The sequence below is a fragment of the Amedibacillus sp. YH-ame6 genome (assembly GCF_053848845.1).
Genome location: NZ_JBSPEZ010000025.1, coordinates 1 through 19,049 on the forward strand (window position 1 = coordinate 1; position 19,049 = coordinate 19,049).

A 19,049-nucleotide genomic window follows, 5' to 3' on the forward strand; every position below is an offset into this window, starting at 1 on the left:
CATTTAATCCGTGATGCGAGTAAAAGAAAAGGTGGAATACCACCTAATCTGGATGAATTAATTCGTAGTGAGCTTTTGCCAATACGTCCTGACCGACATGTTGAGCGAAAGATGAAAACTAAGGGGAATGTGAATAATTATGTGTAAGTACTTTTCGACATGGTTCGATATGTGCTCATAGGATAGGATTATTTTCCATATCCTTTATACTATCAGTATATCCAATTTACATGTGGTTATACTGTTTTTAATTACTTTTATTAATATTTCAATTTTGTTTATACATTTCCTTAAACAGCTACTTTTTTCATTAATTCTAATTGCGAACTTATCAAATCCCAGTTACGATATCTCATTGTCCATTTAGATGTTAAATTTTGAATTGCTAAATATAACATCTTTCTTAAACTGTCGTCATTAGGAAACATTGTTTTCGTTTTTGTGACTTTTCGGAATTGTCTGTTCAATCCCTCAATCGCATTTGTAGTATAGATAACTTTTCGTATTTCCACTGGATAATCAAAGTACGTGGATAAAATATCCCAGTTTTCTTCCCAGCTACGAATTGCGGTTGGATATAATTTTCCCCAATTATCCTTGAAAATACTTAACTGGTTCAATGCCTGTTCCTCGGTTGTTGCTTGATATACTGTTTTTAAATCCTTCATGAATTCCTTCAAATGCTTATAGCTCACAAACTTTGTGCTATTACGTATTTGATGGATAATGCAACGTTGTATTCGTGCTTCTGGATAGACTGCTCCAATCGCTTCACGAAAGCCTGTAAGTCCATCAACACAGAATAGGGATACATCCTTTATCCCTCTGCTTTTCAGCTCATTTAGCACTCCCATCCAGTACTTTGCGGATTCACTAGCGCCCACCCATAAGCCTAACACGTCCTTACATCCATCATCATTTATGCCAAGCACGACGTAAGCTGCTTTCGTGATTACTTGGTGATTTTCTCTAACTTTGTAATGTATGGCATCCATGAAAATGAATGGATAGGAAGCCTCTAAAGGACGGTTCTGCCACTCACTTACTTCAGGCAATATGCGTTCACTGATTTTGCTCACGAGTCCTTCCGAAATCTCTACATCATAGAGACCCTTAATTTGATCTTTGATATCTCGTGTCGACATACCTGTTGCATAAAGGGATAGAATACGTTCTTCAATGCCATCCGCATTTCTTTGATATTTACCAATGATTTGCGGCTCGAATTCACCGTTACGATCACGGGGCACCTCTATATCGACTTCACCTAACTGTGTTTTCATGGTTCGTTTCACTGTACCATTACGGTAGTTTTTCTTTCCGTCAATTGTTCTGCGTTGTGCATGATCATAGCCTAATTGCATGTCCATTTCAGCTTGTAAAGTTTGTTCAAGTACATCGGCAAACATGCCCTTCATGCATTGCATAATATCATTGGTAGATGTAAACTTTTGTTCATTAACCAATTCCTTGATTTGTTGCGTTGAAATAAAAGATGTGTTCATATCAGTTTCCTCCTGTTGGAATGTTTCTTACTCACATTCTTACCAGTTCTTTGATATTTACACATCTTTCGCTACATTCCCAAACTAAAGAGCTACATACGATTTAATTATCGCTTCTCGTAACGACATTTGTATTATAGCACATATTTGAAAAAAAGTTCATCATCAGAACTTCTTTTCATTGTATCTAATTCTAATTAACTAACTAAAACTATTCATCGTTTTACATTTTTCATGATTTGATGTAACCCTATGTTCTATTAACTTAATGACATTGGCCGATTGGCTGCCTTTTTCATTATGATCTTAATTCTGCTTGTACATCTTTCTTTAAAGTTTCTAAAATCAATTCATGAATACTATTGATTTCAGTATCTTTAAGAGTCTTTTCAAAGCTTTGGAAAGTGATACTCAACGCAATTGATTTATTTCCCTTTTCCACATGTTCTCCTGTATAAACATCGAACACTTCTACATTTTGAATAATGTTTTCTTTTCCAAGTTTTCCATTCTTCTTAATGCTATTGATAATGTTCGCAACTTTTACATCTTCCTTAACAACAAACGCTAAGTCTCGTGTAACCGATGGGAATTTTGATACTTCTGAGAATTTCACTTTACTAGCTTTATTCTTAAGAAGAATTTCAAGATTGATTTCCATCGCAATTGTATCATTGATATCATATGTTTTTGCCAACATTGGATGAAGTTGCCCAACAATACCTAACAACTCTTTTCCTAAATATACTTCCGCACTACGATATGGGTGGAAGTTCTTACAATCAATATGATTTTCTTTGAATACCACACGTTTTTCATCAAACCCGATACTTGAAAGTATCGATTCTAATACACCTTTTAATGTATAGAAGTCCACATCAACACTATAGTTTTGCCAACGATTCTTATGCAGTGCTCCACTTGCCGCAACACAAAGTCGTTCTTCTACATTTCCAATTCCATACGCATTACTGATTTCAAACAAAGCGATATCTTTTACACTTCTTGCCTGGTTGTACGCAATACTATCTAATAAGCCAGGAAGAATAGAATTACGAATATAGCGACGATCTTCGCTCATTGGAGAAGCCAATTCATATACTTGTTCATCTCCCATAACTGCTTCATCGATTTTTTTCTTACTTACCAGTGTATACGTAACTGCTTCATTATACCCAAGATCACTTAAGGTAGAACGTAATTTTCTTCTTAATTTCTGACGTTTGTTTAAGTGTCCAAGAGTTGATGTTGTTTGAGGCATCGTACATGGTAAACGATCATAACCAAGAATACGGATAATCTCTTCAGCGATATCTGGTTCAATCAATAAATCTGTACGATAACTTGGAATCTCCACATGAAGATCTTCTCCAAGTTTTGTTGGATTTAAGTGTAAATCCTGTAATACTTCCATGACTTCACTTTCCGCAAAGTCAGTACCCAATAATGTATTCATACGTGCTACATTTACATCAATGGTAACTGGTGTATAGTGATTAGAACCAAATTGTACAGTTTCTTCTAATCCTTTCGCATCTGCATACGCAATTAACAATTCAACGGCACGATCCATTGCCTTAAAGGTAGCCATTGGTTCGATTCCCTTTTGGTAACGAACACTAGCATCCGTGTTTAGATTTAAACGACGTGCGGTATTTCTTATAGAAACATGATGGAAGATTGCTGCTTCGATGATGATTCCTTTTGTTGTCTCTTCAATCTTAGAATCATTTCCACCCATAACACCTGCAATACCAATTGGTTTTCCAGCATTTGTGATGACGATATCTTCATCATTTAATGCATACGTAACCCCATCCAATGCAGTATAGTCTTCATGAATATGATCTTTCACAGTGATTTCTTGATCTTTGATCGCATCAATATCATAGAAATGTAAAGGTTGTCCTGTTTCTAACATTACAATATTACTAATATCTACTACATTGTTAATGGACTTCATACCCGCTGCCATCAATAATTCCTTCATCCATTTTGGAGATGGTTTAATGCTTACTTCATTGATGACTTTTCCTAAAAACAATGGACATTTTTCGCTTTCACTGTGAATTTTTAACTTTGTTGCACTTCCCTGTGCCGCGATTCCTTCCACTGCAGGAATTTTAACTTCTCTTTTCAAGACAGCACCTGTTTCTAAAGCCATGGACCAAGCTGCTAAACAGTCTGTACGATTTGGTGTTAAACCAATGTCCATAATTTCATCATCAAGTCCAAGATATGCCAAAGGATGTTCATCCCCTACAACCGCATCTTCATCCAGTACTTCAATCCCATTCTTGCTGTCTTCACTCAATTGATGCGCATCTACACCAAGTTCTAATAAAGAACAAATCATACCATGGCTCTCTTGTCCACGAATGACACCATCTTTGATTTCTCCACCTGCTAATACGGCTCCAGGACGAGCTACAATGACCTTTTGTCCTGCCGCAACATTTGGCGCTCCACAAACAATTTGTGTTACCTTATCGCCTAAATCGACTTCACATACATGCAAATGATCACTATCTGGATGATCCACACAAGTTAATACTTTACCAATCACAAGGTTACTACCTTGACTCATTCTTTCGATTCCTTCAACCTCTGAACCACTATTGGTTAATTTATCCGCAACTTCTTCAATTGTTAAATCAGATATATCAACATATTGTTGAAGCCATTTTCTACTTATTATCATTCGTACTTCCTCCTACTCAAAACGAGAGAACGTCTTCAAGAAACGAATATCGTTTGTATAGAAATTACGAATATCACTAATTCCATACTTCAACATCGCAACACGTTCAATACCGATACCAAATGCAAAACCACTTACCTTTTCAGGATCATATCCAGCCATAGAAAGTACATTTGGATGCACCATACCAGCACCTAAAATCTCAATCCAACCAGTTCCCTTACAAACATTACATCCTTTACCACCACAAATATGGCAACTAACATCTACTTCAACACTTGGTTCTGTAAATTGGAAATAACTTGGACGGAAACGAATGGTTCTGCTTTCTCCAAACATCGATTGTGCCAAGAACAATAAAGTTCCCTTCAAATCTGATAATTTAATACCTTCTCCAACAACAAGACCCTCACATTGCATAAACTGATGAGAATGTGTCGCGTCATCATCGTCCCTACGATACACTTTACCAGGACAAATGACTTTTATAGGTAGAACTTCATCTTTCGCAAAAACTTCCAACTGACGCGTCTGTATGGCCGTTGTATGCGTACGTAATAGCTCCTCTGCATTGATATAGAATGTATCTTGCATATCTCTAGCAGGATGATCCTTTGGAATATTTGCACGTTCAAAATTATACAAATCGAATTCCACTTCAGGACCCTCTTCCACTGTATAACCTAACCCAACAAACAAATCTTCCATTTCCTGTTGAATTAACATAAGTGGATGCATATTTCCTAGTGTAGGTTTTTGTCCATCCAACGTAATATCAATCTTTTCATTTTCAATACGTTGATTCATCTCTTCCACTTCTAAAATCGCCTTACGTTCTTCAATTGCACTTCCTATCAATGTCTTTACATCATTGACCATCTGTCCAAATGCAGGACGCTCTTCAGCGCTCAAATCCTTCATAGACTTCATAACTTCCTGAATAGGACCTTTCTTACCTAGGTACAATACACGAAGCTGTTGTAATTCATTTACATCTTTACAAGATGCAATCTTGCTTAAACCTTCTTCTTTTAACGTCGTTAAAACATCCATAATTCAACTTCCTTTCCAATAAAAAAGTCGTAAGACTACAGGAACGCTTACTATAGCGCGGTACCATCCTGTTTCATCTTGCGACACACCTTGTTTATCATGATAACCGTCATGGATACGGGAGATGTTTAATCTCACTCCTAGGTGAATTCATAAAGCTATCCTTCAAGAAGACTTTCAGTCCATGATCTTCTCTCCCTAAGATGAGTTGCTTTATTACTAATCCTTATCATCGTTTTCTAGCTTATTATAGCCAATTTTCACATAAATTACAAGGTTAAATTAGAAAGCTTTCTAAGAACTTTGAAAATTCCTCTTCATTTTGTATCCTAGCGTTCATTTGTATGATATAACCCTTACGATATGCATGCACCCAATACAACGTATTTCCACTCTCTTCCTCATAACGCTTATTGATTGTAAGCTTATACCCTTTGTATTGTTCAACACTGTCATCATTCTCTATATCATATGGAATGCACCTTGGCATACGTTCATCCTGATAAAATACATCGATTGCTTCCTGTGTTCCTTTTTCAAAGTGATAGGTAAGATTGGCATAAGGACCAATGGTTTTCTCATCATTCCGATATTGCATATAGTTTATATTCGAAGTGAACCCTGTTGGAATATGCAATTGTTCTAGGGTAGGCGCAATATGTTCCATCTGATTTCGAGCTTCTTCATTCATTGGTTCTACAATTCCTGAAATATCTCCTGAGGTCTTAGCAATTTCTTCTATACTAAACGTATCCTCTTTTACATACGCATTTAGATTGAAAGGCGCCTCCACAACAGGACTTTTTTCTTCAACTACAGGGATACTTTCATTAGGCTTGTAAAAGCTATACAATATCCCTATTCCAACACATAAACATAGCATCACACAAGCTGTCGCATAACCCATCACAATTCTTCTTGTGGTTGTTTGCTTTGTACTCATTGCTTGTACTGTCTTTAGAATAAGCTCTTCAGGCACTTCTAATTCCTCATTGATTTGCTTATAGGTTTTCAAATTCTTCACATCCTTCCAGTTGTTTCTTTAATAGATTACGTGCTCTTTTTAGCTGTGTACGTATCGTCGCATCTGGCAAATGAAGGATAGACGCAATTTCTTGAGAGCTATACCCTTCATAGTAGTATAAATGGATAACTTGTCTATATTTCAAAGGAAGTTTTAAAACTTCTTCATATAGTCCATATTTCTCTTCTTTTAACATTGGAATATCTTCAATTAAGGGAGCACTATGACGAACAAAAGCAGACATAAAATGATTCTTACAACAATTTCTAGTCACAACGAAAAACCATGCTTTGGCATGCTCTTCATTTTCAAATACTGGCTGTTTCTTTAGATAGCGTAAAAAGACTTCTTGAAACACATCATCTGCCACATCTTTGTGTTTGGTAAGTGAAAGGGCAAACCGATACACACTATGTCCATATTGTTCAATCAACTTCTCCGCTTCTTGTGCACTTAAAGCTTCCATAATTGCCCCCCTTTCGTATGTTATACTATGGATTTTATAAAAATGTTTCAAAAGAAAACAGGAATTATTCCTGTTTCTTCTAGAATTTATTTATCTCATCAAATACTGACTTAATTCATTTGAATCATCACTGTATTTTTCAGCTACATCACGAGCTACTTTCCCCGTGCGAACAAGTCTTGCTAAATCATAATTCAACGATTGCATTCCAGCTTTCATACCTGTTTGAATCAAGGAATTAATCTGATGTACTTTACTTTCACGAATCATAGAACCTACAGCATCCGTACCTGTCATTATTTCAAGTGCCGCAACACGTCCACTTCCATCGCTCAATGGTAATAACTGTTGTGTAATTACAGCTTTCAAAATCCCTGAAAGTTGCATACGTATCTGCGATTGTTTTTCCGCTGGGAAAACATCGATGATACGATCAATCGTCTTCGCTGCACCAATCGTATGCAAAGTACTGAACACAAGATGTCCAGTTTCCGCAAGAGTAATAACAGAAGCAATTGTTTCATAGTCACGCATCTCTCCCACAAGGATAACATCAGGATCTTCACGCATCGCGGAACGAAGTGCCATATCAAAAGATTCCACATCTCGCCCAATTTCACGCTGATGAATGAGTGCTCGTTTGCGCTCGTACAAATATTCTACAGGATCTTCAATCGTTAAGATATGACAATCTTTTCTCTCGTTGATATATTGCATAACTGCAGCTAATGTCGTAGATTTACCACTTCCTGTAGGTCCCGTCACAAGGACAAGCCCACGTGGTTCCATAGCTAAATTTTTTAACACATTTGGCATACCCAACTCTTCTAATGACCATATTTGATTATTGATGATACGCAAGGCCGCACAAAGTTTCCCTTGTTGACGATATACATTCACGCGTTGACGTTCATTTCTGCTATCCACATAGGTAAAATCTAAATCTTTCCCCTGTTTTAACAACTCTTCTTCATACTCATTAATCATCGAATGAATCATATCATTCATTTCTTGATCATTCACGAATCTTGGATACTCCACTAATTTACCATTCTTTCGAATCATAGCAATACCACCTACATTTAAATGCAAATCACTACACTTATGATCTCTTGAATACGCTATCATTTCTTCCAATAAAGCATTCATATTTACAAGCTCCTTAATCTGTATAAACTGAAATCTTATACAATTCTTCCATCGTTGTCATGCCTTCTTTTACAAGTTGTATCGTTGCTTCTTTTAATGTCACAAGGTTTTGTTCTTTCTTAACATATGCATACATATCATCAACTTCTGCATGATTACTAATCAATTTACGAAGTGCTTTATCAATTAAAATAACTTCATGAACTGCTGTTCTACCTTTATAGCCTGTGTTGTTACAATGATTACAGCCTGTTCCACGATAAACGTATTCAATATCTTCACCAAGTTCATCTTTTTCTATATCAGTAGCTTTAATTTTTGTCTTACAATGAGGACAAATGGTTCTCACCAAACGTTGAGATACAGAACCGATCATAGAGTTCGCCACCATAAATGGTTCTACTCCCATATCCTCTAAACGTACAATGGCAGAAATCGCATCATTCGTATGTAGAGAACTTAACACCAAGTGACCTGTAATAGCTGCACGTACAGAGATAGAAGCTGTTTCGCCATCACGTGTTTCTCCCACTAAAATAACATCTGGATCTTGTCGTAATAACGCGCGTAATCCCGTCTCAAAATCAAGCCCAGCCATATTGTTAATCTGCATTTGATTCACACGTTCTATATTCTTTTCTACAGGATCTTCAATTGTAGATATATTTACTTGCTTCTTCGCCAATGCCTCCAATATCATATATAGCGTGGTTGTCTTACCACTTCCAGTAGGACCAGTAATATAGATGATACCATGAGGCATTTCCATCATCTTGCGCATCTTCACAAAATTATCTACATTCATTCCATATTGGTTATCATTACGAATAGGAGTATTACTATTCAAGAAACGAAGAACAGCTTTCTCTCCATATACTGTTGGAATTACAGAAACACGTAAATTCATCTTTATATCTTCAATAGTCACAAGGAAATGACCATCCTGTGGTACACGTTTCTCAGCGATATCCATATTACTCATTATTTTAATACGAACGATAAGTGATTGATGTAGATTTTTAGCTAATTGCACATAATCAACAATCATGCCGTCGATTCTCATACGTACCATCGTCTTATCTTCATAAGGTTCAATGTGGATATCGCTTACACTAGACTTGTATCCACGAAGAAGTAAAGAATTAAACAGTTTTACAACTGGAGTATCATCTGTTTCAGAATCGAACAATTCGTTTTCATCAAATTCGAATGAAACAAAATCCTCGCTCGCTTTATTCGCAACTTCTTTCGCGTTAATCTCTGAATAATGATAGTCAATTGCGCTTAAAATTTTAGCCTTTTCGCAAAGACAAACAGAAATACTCATGCCTGTAACAAGACGTACATCTTCAATACCATAGAAATTCAAAGGATCACTAGTCACAACAGTCAAACGACCGTTGTTTTCACTAATAGCAATTAAATCATATTTCAAAGCCAATGATTTAGGAATCTTTGCGACTGCATCTACTTCGATTTTGACTTCGTCTAAATCCACTACAGGTTCATTTAACTTGTCCGATAAAGCTTTTAGCATTTGTTTTTCAGAAATAAAACCTAAATCAATTAAATGTTGACCCAAACGTTTGGAGCGATCTTTACGCTGTGCATCTAAGGCTACTTGCAATTGCTCTTCATTAATATAACCATAATCTTTAAGCACTTCACCTATTGGTATGTTTTTCATTTCAAATCCACTCCTTCTTCTAAAAATCTATTAAGTTTTATCTCACAAGCTTCCATTAATTTATCCATATGCTTAAATTCAGCCCATTCTGTATTTCCTAGGGCATCTGGATCTGAATAAATATATTGATAGGATGCTTGTGGCGAATAGAATTTCCCAGACGCTTCACTGTATATTACATCACCAATGTTTTTAAATAAGCTATTCTTAATATTATGATGAGCATACCAATTTGTCAAATAATAATCATTTAATTTGGAATAAGTGGACTTATATCCTCTTCCAACTTGAGATACAGGCCCTAAAAGTTGCCATTTTTGTGCATCTGGATTAGATTCTCTTTCTCTATATTTCACACCTGGGATATGAAGCTGTGCATCATCGGATGTAGCAATATACAAATACCATTCATCGTTTCCTTTATCGTCTTTTAAATCAACCCAATCTTTTGTCAAAAAGTTCGTACTTTTATCTGATCCTATGTAAACCTTATTGAAAATAACAAAATCACCAATTTTTATAGATGCTGAGCTATTAGGAATATAATCATCTTCCTCCCCTTCGATAACCTTATATTTCCCCTTATAATTCTCTTTCGTAATATCAAAAACTTTATCAGAAATTGTACCTGAGCATGTATATGTATCTAAAGGACATTTGCTATAGCCTGGTGCCACATATCCTGTAGCATTTCGTAATTCGTCTATAGAGTTATAACCTTTTGACCATCCAGTTACAGAAGATGTTTCATCCGTTTTAGTTGGATCTGGTTCAATAAACGGATCTACGTATTCTCTCCATTTTACCTGATAATATTTTGCGTTCTGTCCAGTAGGATAAAGAATAATGTCATATTTGTTATATTTTGAATTTCTATCATAATACATACTTATATGTTTCCACAAATAAATGCCAGATGATCCTGGAGGAAGAGTTCCCTTATTAATATCTTGTGAAGCTCTATAAAGAATACCATCTAATGTAACGAAATCACCTTTTTTATAATCTGTTAGATTATTCCATTCTCCTCTATCATTAGACTTTACTTTACACTTTTGTTCATCTTGAACGGTTCCATCACCATTTTTCTCTTCATTAATAAATACACTGGTGCCATAACGGTAGTATATTTTGTTATTTTCAGTAATATTAACTAAAGCAGAATATTGATCAATAGTCGCTTTATCCTCAGCTACTATATTATTTTTCATATTAATCAACTCCAACGTATGCTCTGTTTTATAAACTTGTTCTTTATTATCGACTAAAAACGAAAATTTTAAATCAATTCGATAATCATTATTATAGCATCTTGCCTTCAACTCTAAGGTTCTTTGATTATAAAAATCTTTATTATATAAATCGATTTCTGTTATTTTATCTCCTTCATATGTAGTTTTAAGAAGATATCCATCCTTCGTTATGGAAAGAGCATTCCAGTCTCCTTCAGGCTTTTCGTCATCTACAATAACATTGCTAGCATACACTAATTCATCTCGCACAAGAGTAGCAATCTTGTCCACAGCAAGTTTATCCTTATCCGCGATATCTGTCTTATTAAAATAATCAAAACTATTAAGTATAATTGAGCCAGCAATTACCATTATAATGGAAGAAATAACGAGAGTGACTATTATTTCTATAAGTGTAAATCCCTTATTATTTAATTTCATATTCACTCACCTCTTTCTTTTCATTTCCATACATCATCCGGTTTATTTGGATCCAAATTGACATTCATATCAAGCTCTTTCCAGCCTTTTGTACTATTTAAATGCAGTTTTAATTGAGACCATGATCGGATTTGACTCGTGTCGTTTTTAAAACTAAGTGCAGATGTATTATACACATAATTGAAGTCTGTAGCGTAATTGATTTGATAATCATTACCAGCAAAATAAAACCAAGAGTTTGATTCATAATTATATATAAAATGAATATTTTCTTTTGGCCCATTACTTTCATTTTTCGCTGCCGAAACATAATCAGGATACTTCGACAAATATATTAAAATCCCATTATGTTGAGCGTTTCTAGAGTATTCCCATGGATAATATGCTTTTAAATAATACGTTGTATTCAGCGATTGAATTGCAAGTGGGAAAATCTCATTGGGATAGACAATATATCTTCCATTGTCAAACCTCCCCAAGTTAAAATCCTCATATCTCGTTTGATCAAAAACAAGATTATAACTACTTATGTCTGATGGGCGTGGTATAAAATTATTCTCAAATTTCTTTACATATAAATTAAATAAATTAGCATTTGTAACAACATCAGAAGAAACTGGTTTTAAAGAAGGATTTGCTATTGCCTTTAAAGAAATTTCACTATCCTTAGTCATACTATATTCAGCAAATGATAGTTGCTTGGAAAATGAAGTGCCAAAATTATTCTTAATACTAAAAGTAAACTCAGTATCTTTTATTTTTACATTTTTACTTACATCTTTATCCGTTTTTTCTGCTTTTGAAAGAAGTAAATCACTTTGGTCTTTTATTGTATTTGCATCCCCCATAACACGAATGACAGATATTATACCCGTCATAATCATGAGTCCAGCAATTGACAATATGAAAATTGCCATTAGCGTTTCCATTAGTGTCATGCCTTTATTATTTTTCATATTATCATCTCCTATCTATTGAAGCATATTATCCTCTGTAAGGAAATTATTAACTAAATATTCCCATCGTGTTGTAGCATCATCATAATCGAAAGAAGTTGGACCCAATGGTTTCACTTCTGCTGTATCACTTAATCTTACATCTTCTACATAATACCAATGATTTTTATGATAAACTAAATTTATAGTTCCACCATTGTTAGGCTTACTATTACCATAAGCAAATATAAAAGTAAAATAGTTATATTTATTAGAATACTTAGGTTGAATATAGTACTTCTTATTATAAAAATTTTTTTTCACTAAACTCACTTCTACTTTTTCTATTTTACCATTCACCACTTTTGGAACTAATATTTTATCTTTACCTCTTACTTCATCTAAATTAAATTCCGGGAATTGGTGATTCGCATTTCTACTAGCGAAGTATTGACGCATTGTAAAATCGTCAAAACGGTTTATATTTTCAAGACTTGTTTTTATAGTAGACTCTACATTGTCCCACGTTGGATCTTGCTTCATATACACTAATAGCGCTTTCATTGCGTATTCCATTTGATTAGAGCTAACCTCGCCAAATTTCATTTTATAGTACTCTAAATAATAGGTAAAATCTCTGTATGAATCAATAGCAATAGAAATATTATTTATAGTTTTTTTTGCATTATCAATTTGATAATAACGTATAATTTGCCACTTGTTTGTACCTCCTTTAACACCCAATTTCAAATCAGCTTTTACTTCATACGTCTCATCGCTATAAGATGCTATAACACCAACGGTAATAAAACCGTTCATAGTTTTGTCAATTCTATTGATTTTGATATAACATTCCTTTACTGTTCCAATATTTGAAGACGCAGGAATAGACACAATTAAAGGTATCTTTTCTTCCTCATCCACTAATGGTTTATATTCCGTTGTAGACTTTGAAAATAAAGAGATATAATCCTCGTTACCATCTTCAATATTTTTTGCAATTTCTTCTACGGCACCTTTTGCAGTTAAATATGCTTGCCGTTTTGAATTTGTTTGCAAAGCTCGGTTATAATATGAATAAGAAATAGTTAAACATGCCGCAATTAAAATAGAGAGAACACCTATTACAACAATCGTCCATAATATTGCAGAACCCTTCTGATTTTTTTTCATATCATCACCAACCTATTTCTAAATCATGTATACTTTGAATGACACTGTCATATTTTTTGTTAATTCACTTTCTTTTGAGTATGAAACTTCTGAAATTTTTAATGTTTTCATAGTTCTAGCATCATCCACTAAAGATTGTAGATTAGTGATCGATCCGCTTACAACTAGATTAACTATATATACTTTCGCAGTAGTTTTATTATTATTCTCGGATGCAGTAGCACTTGAGGAATTTTCAGCATTAGTTGTACTCTTTTTAGCATTTTTTTTAAAGTCTTCATAATTAACAACTTCTTCTTCAATTACATTACCAATTTGTAAACTCATTGGTATTAGATTATGGTTTTTCGCTAGTGATGTTATCAATTCATCAACATCCTCAACCTTAGTATCATCCGCAATGTAGAAATTTTTAATTTGCTCATTATAAAGCTTTGTAACTTCTTCGATTTTCTTATCCAAATCATGATATTCAACAACTCCTGCTTTTGTCGTTAACCACTGAGCCTCAATTGTATCGTATTGTGTTTGCAAGGTACTATATTTCTCTAGTGCAGGCATACATAACAGAAATCCACCGCCAACAATAATCAATATATACACTAAAATATATATTAATATTTTTTCTCTTTTTGTTAAATTTTTCATTCCATTCACCTACTTTAATAAGCAAAGAACAGTAGCGGTATATACAATCTCACCTGTTTTTGTACTTTCTTTTTTTGCTGTGGTACCTAATAACCCTGACAAAACACTGTCATCTGTAGTAATTGTATCTTCTGTTTTTTCAGAACCCATATATCCTGTATAGGATACATCTGCAAACGTCCCACTTGCTTTTAAATTTCTCACAAATCCCTCAGTATTGCTTTCATTAGATGTTTCTATATTTATAGAAATCGTTTGTGATTCTCTTGTAAAATTAAAGCCAGTTATACTCAATGTACCGTTACCAGATATTATCAACTGATCAAATATCACTTGGGAAAGCTGCGGATAAGATTGAATATCCTCATATAATGTCTTATATTTTTTAGTATTCATAATAATCGATGTTAATGTATTAAATTTAGGTAAATTAGGATCTTCCGCCATTTTCTTTTCAAGTTCTTTTATTTTAACGTTCATGTCCGCAATATCCCCTTGTAAACTATTGTTTTTAAAGGTAATAAAACCAAAAAAGCCTACAACAACAAGAGCTAATATAATCGGAGGAATTGCGTACTTCAATACGGAAGCATATTTCGATGGTTCTTTTTTCTTCTTATAAGCATCTAATAAATCAATATCTTTTACTTTCAATCTCTTTTGAAGCATCTCATACACCTCACTTTCTAATTAAGCATCCAACGCAATATACGTAGTCATTCAAATAAAACTTATCTTTTATTGCACTATTTGTTACATATATAGTTTTTGAATCTGGAAACCGCCCTGCTTGAATTTCCAAATTATCTTTTACCACCTTTGACAAAGCTATTTCCTCTGCTTTTTCAAGTCCACAGAAGAATGCCGTTTCAATTGGATATGGACTCCTTTGTGATTTATTAAACTGAATAAGTTGAGATATATTACTATTCATTTCAGCAATGAAATCTGGTGTCCCACGCTCCGAAAACAGACGAGAACGATTAGAAAATGTATAATGATTCTTCTCAAACAAATATGAAGAAACGTTATTTGAATCCACAACAGATACAATGTATGTTTTATCTTCAAAATCAATCAATTCATTAGTTAACTTATGTAATGTATTCACAGAAATATCTACACTATCTATTTTAATGCCTACATTTTCAAATACTTCTAAGTAGTTAGAAATCAACTTGCGCTCTACCGCACAACATAAGATTTCTCCTCCTGATTTATCTACTTCTTTATATTCATCACGAAGAACACTATAATCATAGATCAAATCATCATATCCTTCTTCAAGATTTGAAAGTTCATTTTTCACAACCTGTAACAGCTCATTTTTTTTCAATGCAGGTACATCTACATTCTTCACTAAAATTTGCCCACTATCAATCACGATACGACAATGCTTAACACCTTGTTCTTTTAGTGCTTTTAAACTTTCAAGAATTTGTCCTTCGTCTGTTATAACACCATTGATCATGGTGCCCTCAAGTAAAGGCAATTCTTGAAAATTATTAATTTTTATCATATCTGAATTATCAGATGATCCTTGAACCAACTGAATTCTATTGGTTGATATATATACTACACTTTCATTTGCCATAAATTCCTCCTATGCAAGACTTGTTGGATTTTGATATATTTGAAAAATCGGAAACAAGACAGACAGCATAACCATCAATACAATAAACGCTAAGATGATAATCATCACCGGCTCCATAATAGTAACAATTCTTTGCGTCGCAGCTTCAGACTCATAATCAAAGTCATCCGCAATACTTGTTAACATATCCTCTAACTTACCACTTTCTTCTCCAATGAAAATTGAAGTACTAAGCTTAGAATCAAACCCTTGAATCTTTTGTACACTTTGTGATAAAGCTGTTCCATTTCGCACCATCGTAATTGTGTCGTCAAATTGTGCTTCCAAATATTTATTTCCAATTGTTGTTCTAGCAATTTGCAGTGCATTTATAATCGAAATTCCACTTGTGTATAAGGAACATAAATTACGTGCAAACCGAGCAGTATAAATGATTCTTAACAATTTCCCAAACAGTGGTGAAGTAAGTTTGAATTTATCAAACTTGTATCGAATTTTATCTACTCTCAGTAATGATGAAACAATTGCTACTATCATCAATACGCCAATCAAAAACAGATACCAATATTCTAACATAGCTTTCGAGAATGAATTTACCAGTCGTGTGATTAGTGGTAAATCCATTCCTTCAAAAACATCTTGAAATTGAGGGATGATCAATGTAAACATTGCAATGATTACAATTACTGTCATACATAGAAGGATAATTGGATAAATCATAGCATTTTTTACTTTCGTCCTAACACGATTATCCTTTTCATATTGTATTGCCATTGTTTTTGCTACTTTTTCCATCTGCCCACTAGCTTCTCCGGAACGATACATATTAACCATTAATTCAGGGAATGCTTTTCCTTGTTCTTCCATTGCAAATGACAAGGTTAATCCTTGTTGTAGTTTGCGATAAATATCTGTATAAATTCTTTTAATTTTAGGATTTTCTTCCCTTTGCAAAAGGATGGATATTGCTCGTATTAAACTTACCCCTGAACCAAGCATAGCTCCTAACTGTCTAGAATAGTCTGCTAGTTCTTTCAACTTCATCTTATATTCATTTTGTTGAACACGTGTAACATCTGTAAAGCTAATCAAAAATAAACTCTCACTACGCAATAAAGAGACAAGCTGTTTTTCATTATCTGCTTCACGCTTGCCTTGTATTTTTTTTGCTTCCATGTCTCTAGCTATGTATTTATATAATGCCATACTCATTCACCTCTTTTTAAATCAGACCAAAAAACATTAAATATGAGTGAATAATTTCATTTCCATATAGTAATGATACCATAATTCCTATCGATAGGTAAGGTCCAAACGCCATATAACTGTCTTTTTCCGTCTTTTTTCGCAATAATAAATAGATTGCATAGCCTCCACCTAACAGTAAAGACACAAAAGTTGCGAACAATGTCAATTCCCAACCTAATAGAATCCCACATACTGCTATTAGCTTGATATCTCCGCCACCAAAACAATCAGGTATACATCTCGTTAATACATACATTGGTAAACTTACACTAAAGAAACCAACAATTCTATCTATGACACTTACATCCGTTTGTACAAACAACATCCCAATGATTGGAATAAACAACATTAGCACCAAACCATTTGGAATTTCCATTGTATCAAAATCTATCATAGTGATTGCAAGTAATATTACAAACAGTATAAACACAAACAAAGCTTCTAATTGAAAAGGATATTTCCAGAAGCAGAAAACTGCAAATATCCCCCCAATGCATTCAATCACCGTATCACGCATTGGAATTTTAGCCCCACAATATCGACATTTCCCTCTTAAAAATAAATAACTAAAAATCGGAATCAAATCCATCCATTTTAATTCATGTTTACAATTTGGACAAAATGATCTTCCTTTTGCAATCGATAATTTCTGTGGCACTCTCCAAATCACCACATTAATAAAGCTTGCGATACAAATCCCAATGAAAAAGGAATATGTATAAAAGATAAAGTAAATTCCTTCCATAATACTCCCCTCTCTAGTTTTTAAAGTAGAAAGCCTCTAGTTTAGTAGAGGCTTAAATATTATTTAGTCTGGATAAGTTGTTGCCGTATCTACTACTGTTGCTGTATCTGAACCAACAACTTCTTTATTCGCAGTAAAAGTATACTTACGAGTTTCTTTTGATTTTACAATAACATCACATGATACAATTTTGTATTTAGTACCATCTTTTGCTACAGTACATGCCATTCCAGAAATCAAATCTGTCTCTCCAATTTCTTTATTAATTTCAGCTTTTTGTAACTTGCTACGGTCATCTTTAGCAACACCTCTTGCATTTTCAGTCGCAACGATTGTGTTTGCTCCTAAGAATCCATTACGTGCTTCTGCGATATATTGTTGATCTTGTGCCTTACTGATATAACCTAGAACTGCTGGTACCGCAAGAGCCAATAGGATACCCATAATTACTAATACGACAATAATTTCAACTAATGTAAAACCTTTTTTGTTTTTTCTTAAATTCTTAATCATTTCTTTTCTCTCCTTTATTTCATATGCAGAAACTGCATACCTTTTCATGAACTAATTATAGCACAATCAATACATCTGTGTAGAAAAATTTACATTAAATTGTAAAAATTCTCCTTATCTTATGCAATTCCTAGTAATTTATGACGAATGTGTGACTATTTTTGATATTTTCTTGTTACCTATCTAAAATGATACATACAAATCCCCGACGCTACTGCGACATTTAACGACTCGAATGTCTCCATTTCGATGAAAACTTTTTGATCTGCACAGTCCAAAATACGCTTGCTGACACCACATCCCTCATTGCCAAACACCAATGCAATTTCACTTGGTTTTTCTACTAAAGACATGGGTTTTCCATTTTCAAGTGCTGTGACATAGATAGGAATACGTTGTTCTTGTAGATGATGTATTACCTCTTCCATATCTTTTCGTAATACTGGAATATGGAAGAGGGCTCCTTGTGTGGAACGTATTACTTTTTCATTGTAAACATCTGCACAATGCGTTGATAAAACAACGCTGTCATATCCAAACGATAATGCAGTGCGTATAATGGTTCCCACATTACCTGGATCCTGCACGTCATCTAGGATGACGATATGCTTCCCTAGGTCTTCTGTAGAAAGTGTTGGATAATGACATACTGCCATAATCCATGTACCAGACTTGCTATCACTTAGTTTCTTCAATATTTCTGGTGTTACTTCATAGCTTTCATACAGGTGATATTTACAAGTATGGGACTGTTCCACAATAATCGCATCGATCAAGCCAGCCTTATGTGCTTCTTCAATCAAATGTTCTCCTTCAATTAGAAATTTTTGGTCTTGCTCGCGATGTTTTTTTTCTTTATATTTTGCCCACTGTTTTACTTTTGCGTTCGTTAATGAATTGATTTCCATACATGTACTCCTATTCTTTTTGTTTAT

Annotated in this window: 17 protein-coding genes; all 17 read right to left on the reverse strand. The window is 34.1% G+C overall.

What is annotated here, in order from left to right:
• Positions 1–290 precede the first annotated feature (290 nt).
• A complete protein-coding gene (locus ACWG0P_RS13390; protein ID WP_455802143.1) occupies positions 291–1,505 on the reverse strand; it encodes an IS256 family transposase in 1,215 nt (404 codons plus the stop codon).
• Positions 1,506–1,803: 298 nt separating this feature from the next.
• Positions 1,804–4,206, reverse strand: a complete 2,403-nt coding sequence (gene pheT, locus ACWG0P_RS13395) for a phenylalanine--tRNA ligase subunit beta (RefSeq protein WP_455802144.1) — start codon at positions 4,204–4,206, stop codon at positions 1,804–1,806.
• A 12-nt stretch (positions 4,207–4,218) separates the two neighbouring features.
• Positions 4,219–5,259, reverse strand: coding sequence for a phenylalanine--tRNA ligase subunit alpha (gene pheS / locus ACWG0P_RS13400; RefSeq protein WP_455802145.1), 1,041 nt, complete (start codon positions 5,257–5,259; stop codon positions 4,219–4,221).
• 277 nt (positions 5,260–5,536) lie between these two features.
• Complete coding sequence (locus ACWG0P_RS13405) at positions 5,537–6,274, reverse strand: hypothetical protein (RefSeq protein ID WP_455802146.1); 738 nt, start codon at positions 6,272–6,274, stop codon at positions 5,537–5,539.
• On the reverse strand, positions 6,261–6,749 hold the full coding sequence (locus tag ACWG0P_RS13410) for an RNA polymerase sigma factor (protein WP_455802147.1): 489 nt from the start codon (positions 6,747–6,749) through the stop codon (positions 6,261–6,263). The genes ACWG0P_RS13405 and ACWG0P_RS13410 overlap by 14 nt, the downstream gene beginning before the upstream one ends.
• A 90-nt stretch (positions 6,750–6,839) precedes the next feature.
• Complete coding sequence (locus ACWG0P_RS13415) at positions 6,840–7,898, reverse strand: type IV pilus twitching motility protein PilT (RefSeq protein ID WP_455802148.1); 1,059 nt, start codon at positions 7,896–7,898, stop codon at positions 6,840–6,842.
• Positions 7,899–7,911: 13 nt separating this feature from the next.
• Positions 7,912–9,585: a GspE/PulE family protein gene (locus tag ACWG0P_RS13420; protein ID WP_455802149.1), complete on the reverse strand. Its 1,674-nt coding sequence runs from the start codon at positions 9,583–9,585 to the stop codon at positions 7,912–7,914.
• Positions 9,582–11,258 carry a prepilin-type N-terminal cleavage/methylation domain-containing protein gene (locus ACWG0P_RS13425; protein WP_455802150.1) on the reverse strand — a complete coding sequence of 559 codons (1,677 nt, stop codon included), beginning with the start codon at positions 11,256–11,258 and terminating at the stop codon, positions 9,582–9,584. The genes ACWG0P_RS13420 and ACWG0P_RS13425 overlap by 4 nt, the downstream gene beginning before the upstream one ends.
• 20 nt (positions 11,259–11,278) lie before the next feature.
• Positions 11,279–12,214: a type II secretion system protein gene (locus tag ACWG0P_RS13430; protein WP_455802151.1), complete on the reverse strand. Its 936-nt coding sequence runs from the start codon at positions 12,212–12,214 to the stop codon at positions 11,279–11,281.
• Between the two features lie 15 nt (positions 12,215–12,229).
• Positions 12,230–13,366, reverse strand: coding sequence for a hypothetical protein (locus ACWG0P_RS13435; protein ID WP_455802152.1), 1,137 nt, complete (start codon positions 13,364–13,366; stop codon positions 12,230–12,232).
• A gap of 18 nt (positions 13,367–13,384) precedes the next feature.
• Positions 13,385–14,014, reverse strand: coding sequence for a hypothetical protein (locus ACWG0P_RS13440; RefSeq protein ID WP_455802153.1), 630 nt, complete (start codon positions 14,012–14,014; stop codon positions 13,385–13,387).
• Between the two features lie 9 nt (positions 14,015–14,023).
• Positions 14,024–14,683 carry a hypothetical protein gene (locus tag ACWG0P_RS13445; RefSeq protein WP_455802154.1) on the reverse strand — a complete coding sequence of 220 codons (660 nt, stop codon included), beginning with the start codon at positions 14,681–14,683 and terminating at the stop codon, positions 14,024–14,026.
• 10 nt (positions 14,684–14,693) lie between these two features.
• On the reverse strand, positions 14,694–15,608 hold the full coding sequence (pilM, locus tag ACWG0P_RS13450; RefSeq protein WP_455802155.1) for a type IV pilus biogenesis protein PilM: 915 nt from the start codon (positions 15,606–15,608) through the stop codon (positions 14,694–14,696).
• Between the two features lie 9 nt (positions 15,609–15,617).
• Complete coding sequence (locus ACWG0P_RS13455) at positions 15,618–16,814, reverse strand: type II secretion system F family protein (RefSeq protein WP_455802156.1); 1,197 nt, start codon at positions 16,812–16,814, stop codon at positions 15,618–15,620.
• A 16-nt stretch (positions 16,815–16,830) separates the two neighbouring features.
• Positions 16,831–17,601, reverse strand: coding sequence for a prepilin peptidase (locus ACWG0P_RS13460; RefSeq protein WP_455802157.1), 771 nt, complete (start codon positions 17,599–17,601; stop codon positions 16,831–16,833).
• Positions 17,602–17,664: 63 nt separating this feature from the next.
• Entirely contained in the window at positions 17,665–18,114 is a 450-nt protein-coding gene (locus ACWG0P_RS13465) for a type II secretion system protein (protein ID WP_455802158.1), read from the reverse strand.
• 179 nt (positions 18,115–18,293) lie between these two features.
• Positions 18,294–19,022 (reverse strand): TrmH family RNA methyltransferase, encoded by a 729-nt coding sequence (locus tag ACWG0P_RS13470; RefSeq protein WP_455802159.1) that lies wholly within the window; start codon positions 19,020–19,022, stop codon positions 18,294–18,296.
• Positions 19,023–19,049 lie beyond the last annotated feature (27 nt).

What these genes read in the sequence shown, in the direction of transcription:
- ACWG0P_RS13390 (WP_455802143.1), bottom strand. Translation starts at nt 1,505, where the DNA reads ATGAACACATCTTTTATTTCAACGCAACAAATCAAGGAATTGGTTAAT.
- pheT (WP_455802144.1), bottom strand. Translation starts at nt 4,206, where the DNA reads ATGATAATAAGTAGAAAATGGCTTCAACAATATGTTGATATATCTGAT.
- pheS (WP_455802145.1), bottom strand. Translation starts at nt 5,259, where the DNA reads ATGGATGTTTTAACGACGTTAAAAGAAGAAGGTTTAAGCAAGATTGCA.
- ACWG0P_RS13410 (WP_455802147.1), bottom strand. Translation starts at nt 6,749, where the DNA reads ATGGAAGCTTTAAGTGCACAAGAAGCGGAGAAGTTGATTGAACAATAT.
- ACWG0P_RS13415 (WP_455802148.1), bottom strand. Translation starts at nt 7,898, where the DNA reads ATGAATGCTTTATTGGAAGAAATGATAGCGTATTCAAGAGATCATAAG.
- ACWG0P_RS13420 (WP_455802149.1), bottom strand. Translation starts at nt 9,585, where the DNA reads ATGAAAAACATACCAATAGGTGAAGTGCTTAAAGATTATGGTTATATT.
- ACWG0P_RS13425 (WP_455802150.1), bottom strand. Translation starts at nt 11,258, where the DNA reads ATGAAATTAAATAATAAGGGATTTACACTTATAGAAATAATAGTCACT.
- ACWG0P_RS13430 (WP_455802151.1), bottom strand. Translation starts at nt 12,214, where the DNA reads ATGAAAAATAATAAAGGCATGACACTAATGGAAACGCTAATGGCAATT.
- ACWG0P_RS13435 (WP_455802152.1), bottom strand. Translation starts at nt 13,366, where the DNA reads ATGAAAAAAAATCAGAAGGGTTCTGCAATATTATGGACGATTGTTGTA.
- ACWG0P_RS13440 (WP_455802153.1), bottom strand. Translation starts at nt 14,014, where the DNA reads ATGAAAAATTTAACAAAAAGAGAAAAAATATTAATATATATTTTAGTG.
- ACWG0P_RS13445 (WP_455802154.1), bottom strand. Translation starts at nt 14,683, where the DNA reads ATGCTTCAAAAGAGATTGAAAGTAAAAGATATTGATTTATTAGATGCT.
- pilM (WP_455802155.1), bottom strand. Translation starts at nt 15,608, where the DNA reads ATGGCAAATGAAAGTGTAGTATATATATCAACCAATAGAATTCAGTTG.
- ACWG0P_RS13455 (WP_455802156.1), bottom strand. Translation starts at nt 16,814, where the DNA reads ATGGCATTATATAAATACATAGCTAGAGACATGGAAGCAAAAAAAATA.
- ACWG0P_RS13460 (WP_455802157.1), bottom strand. Translation starts at nt 17,601, where the DNA reads ATGGAAGGAATTTACTTTATCTTTTATACATATTCCTTTTTCATTGGG.
- ACWG0P_RS13465 (WP_455802158.1), bottom strand. Translation starts at nt 18,114, where the DNA reads ATGATTAAGAATTTAAGAAAAAACAAAAAAGGTTTTACATTAGTTGAA.
- ACWG0P_RS13470 (WP_455802159.1), bottom strand. Translation starts at nt 19,022, where the DNA reads ATGGAAATCAATTCATTAACGAACGCAAAAGTAAAACAGTGGGCAAAA.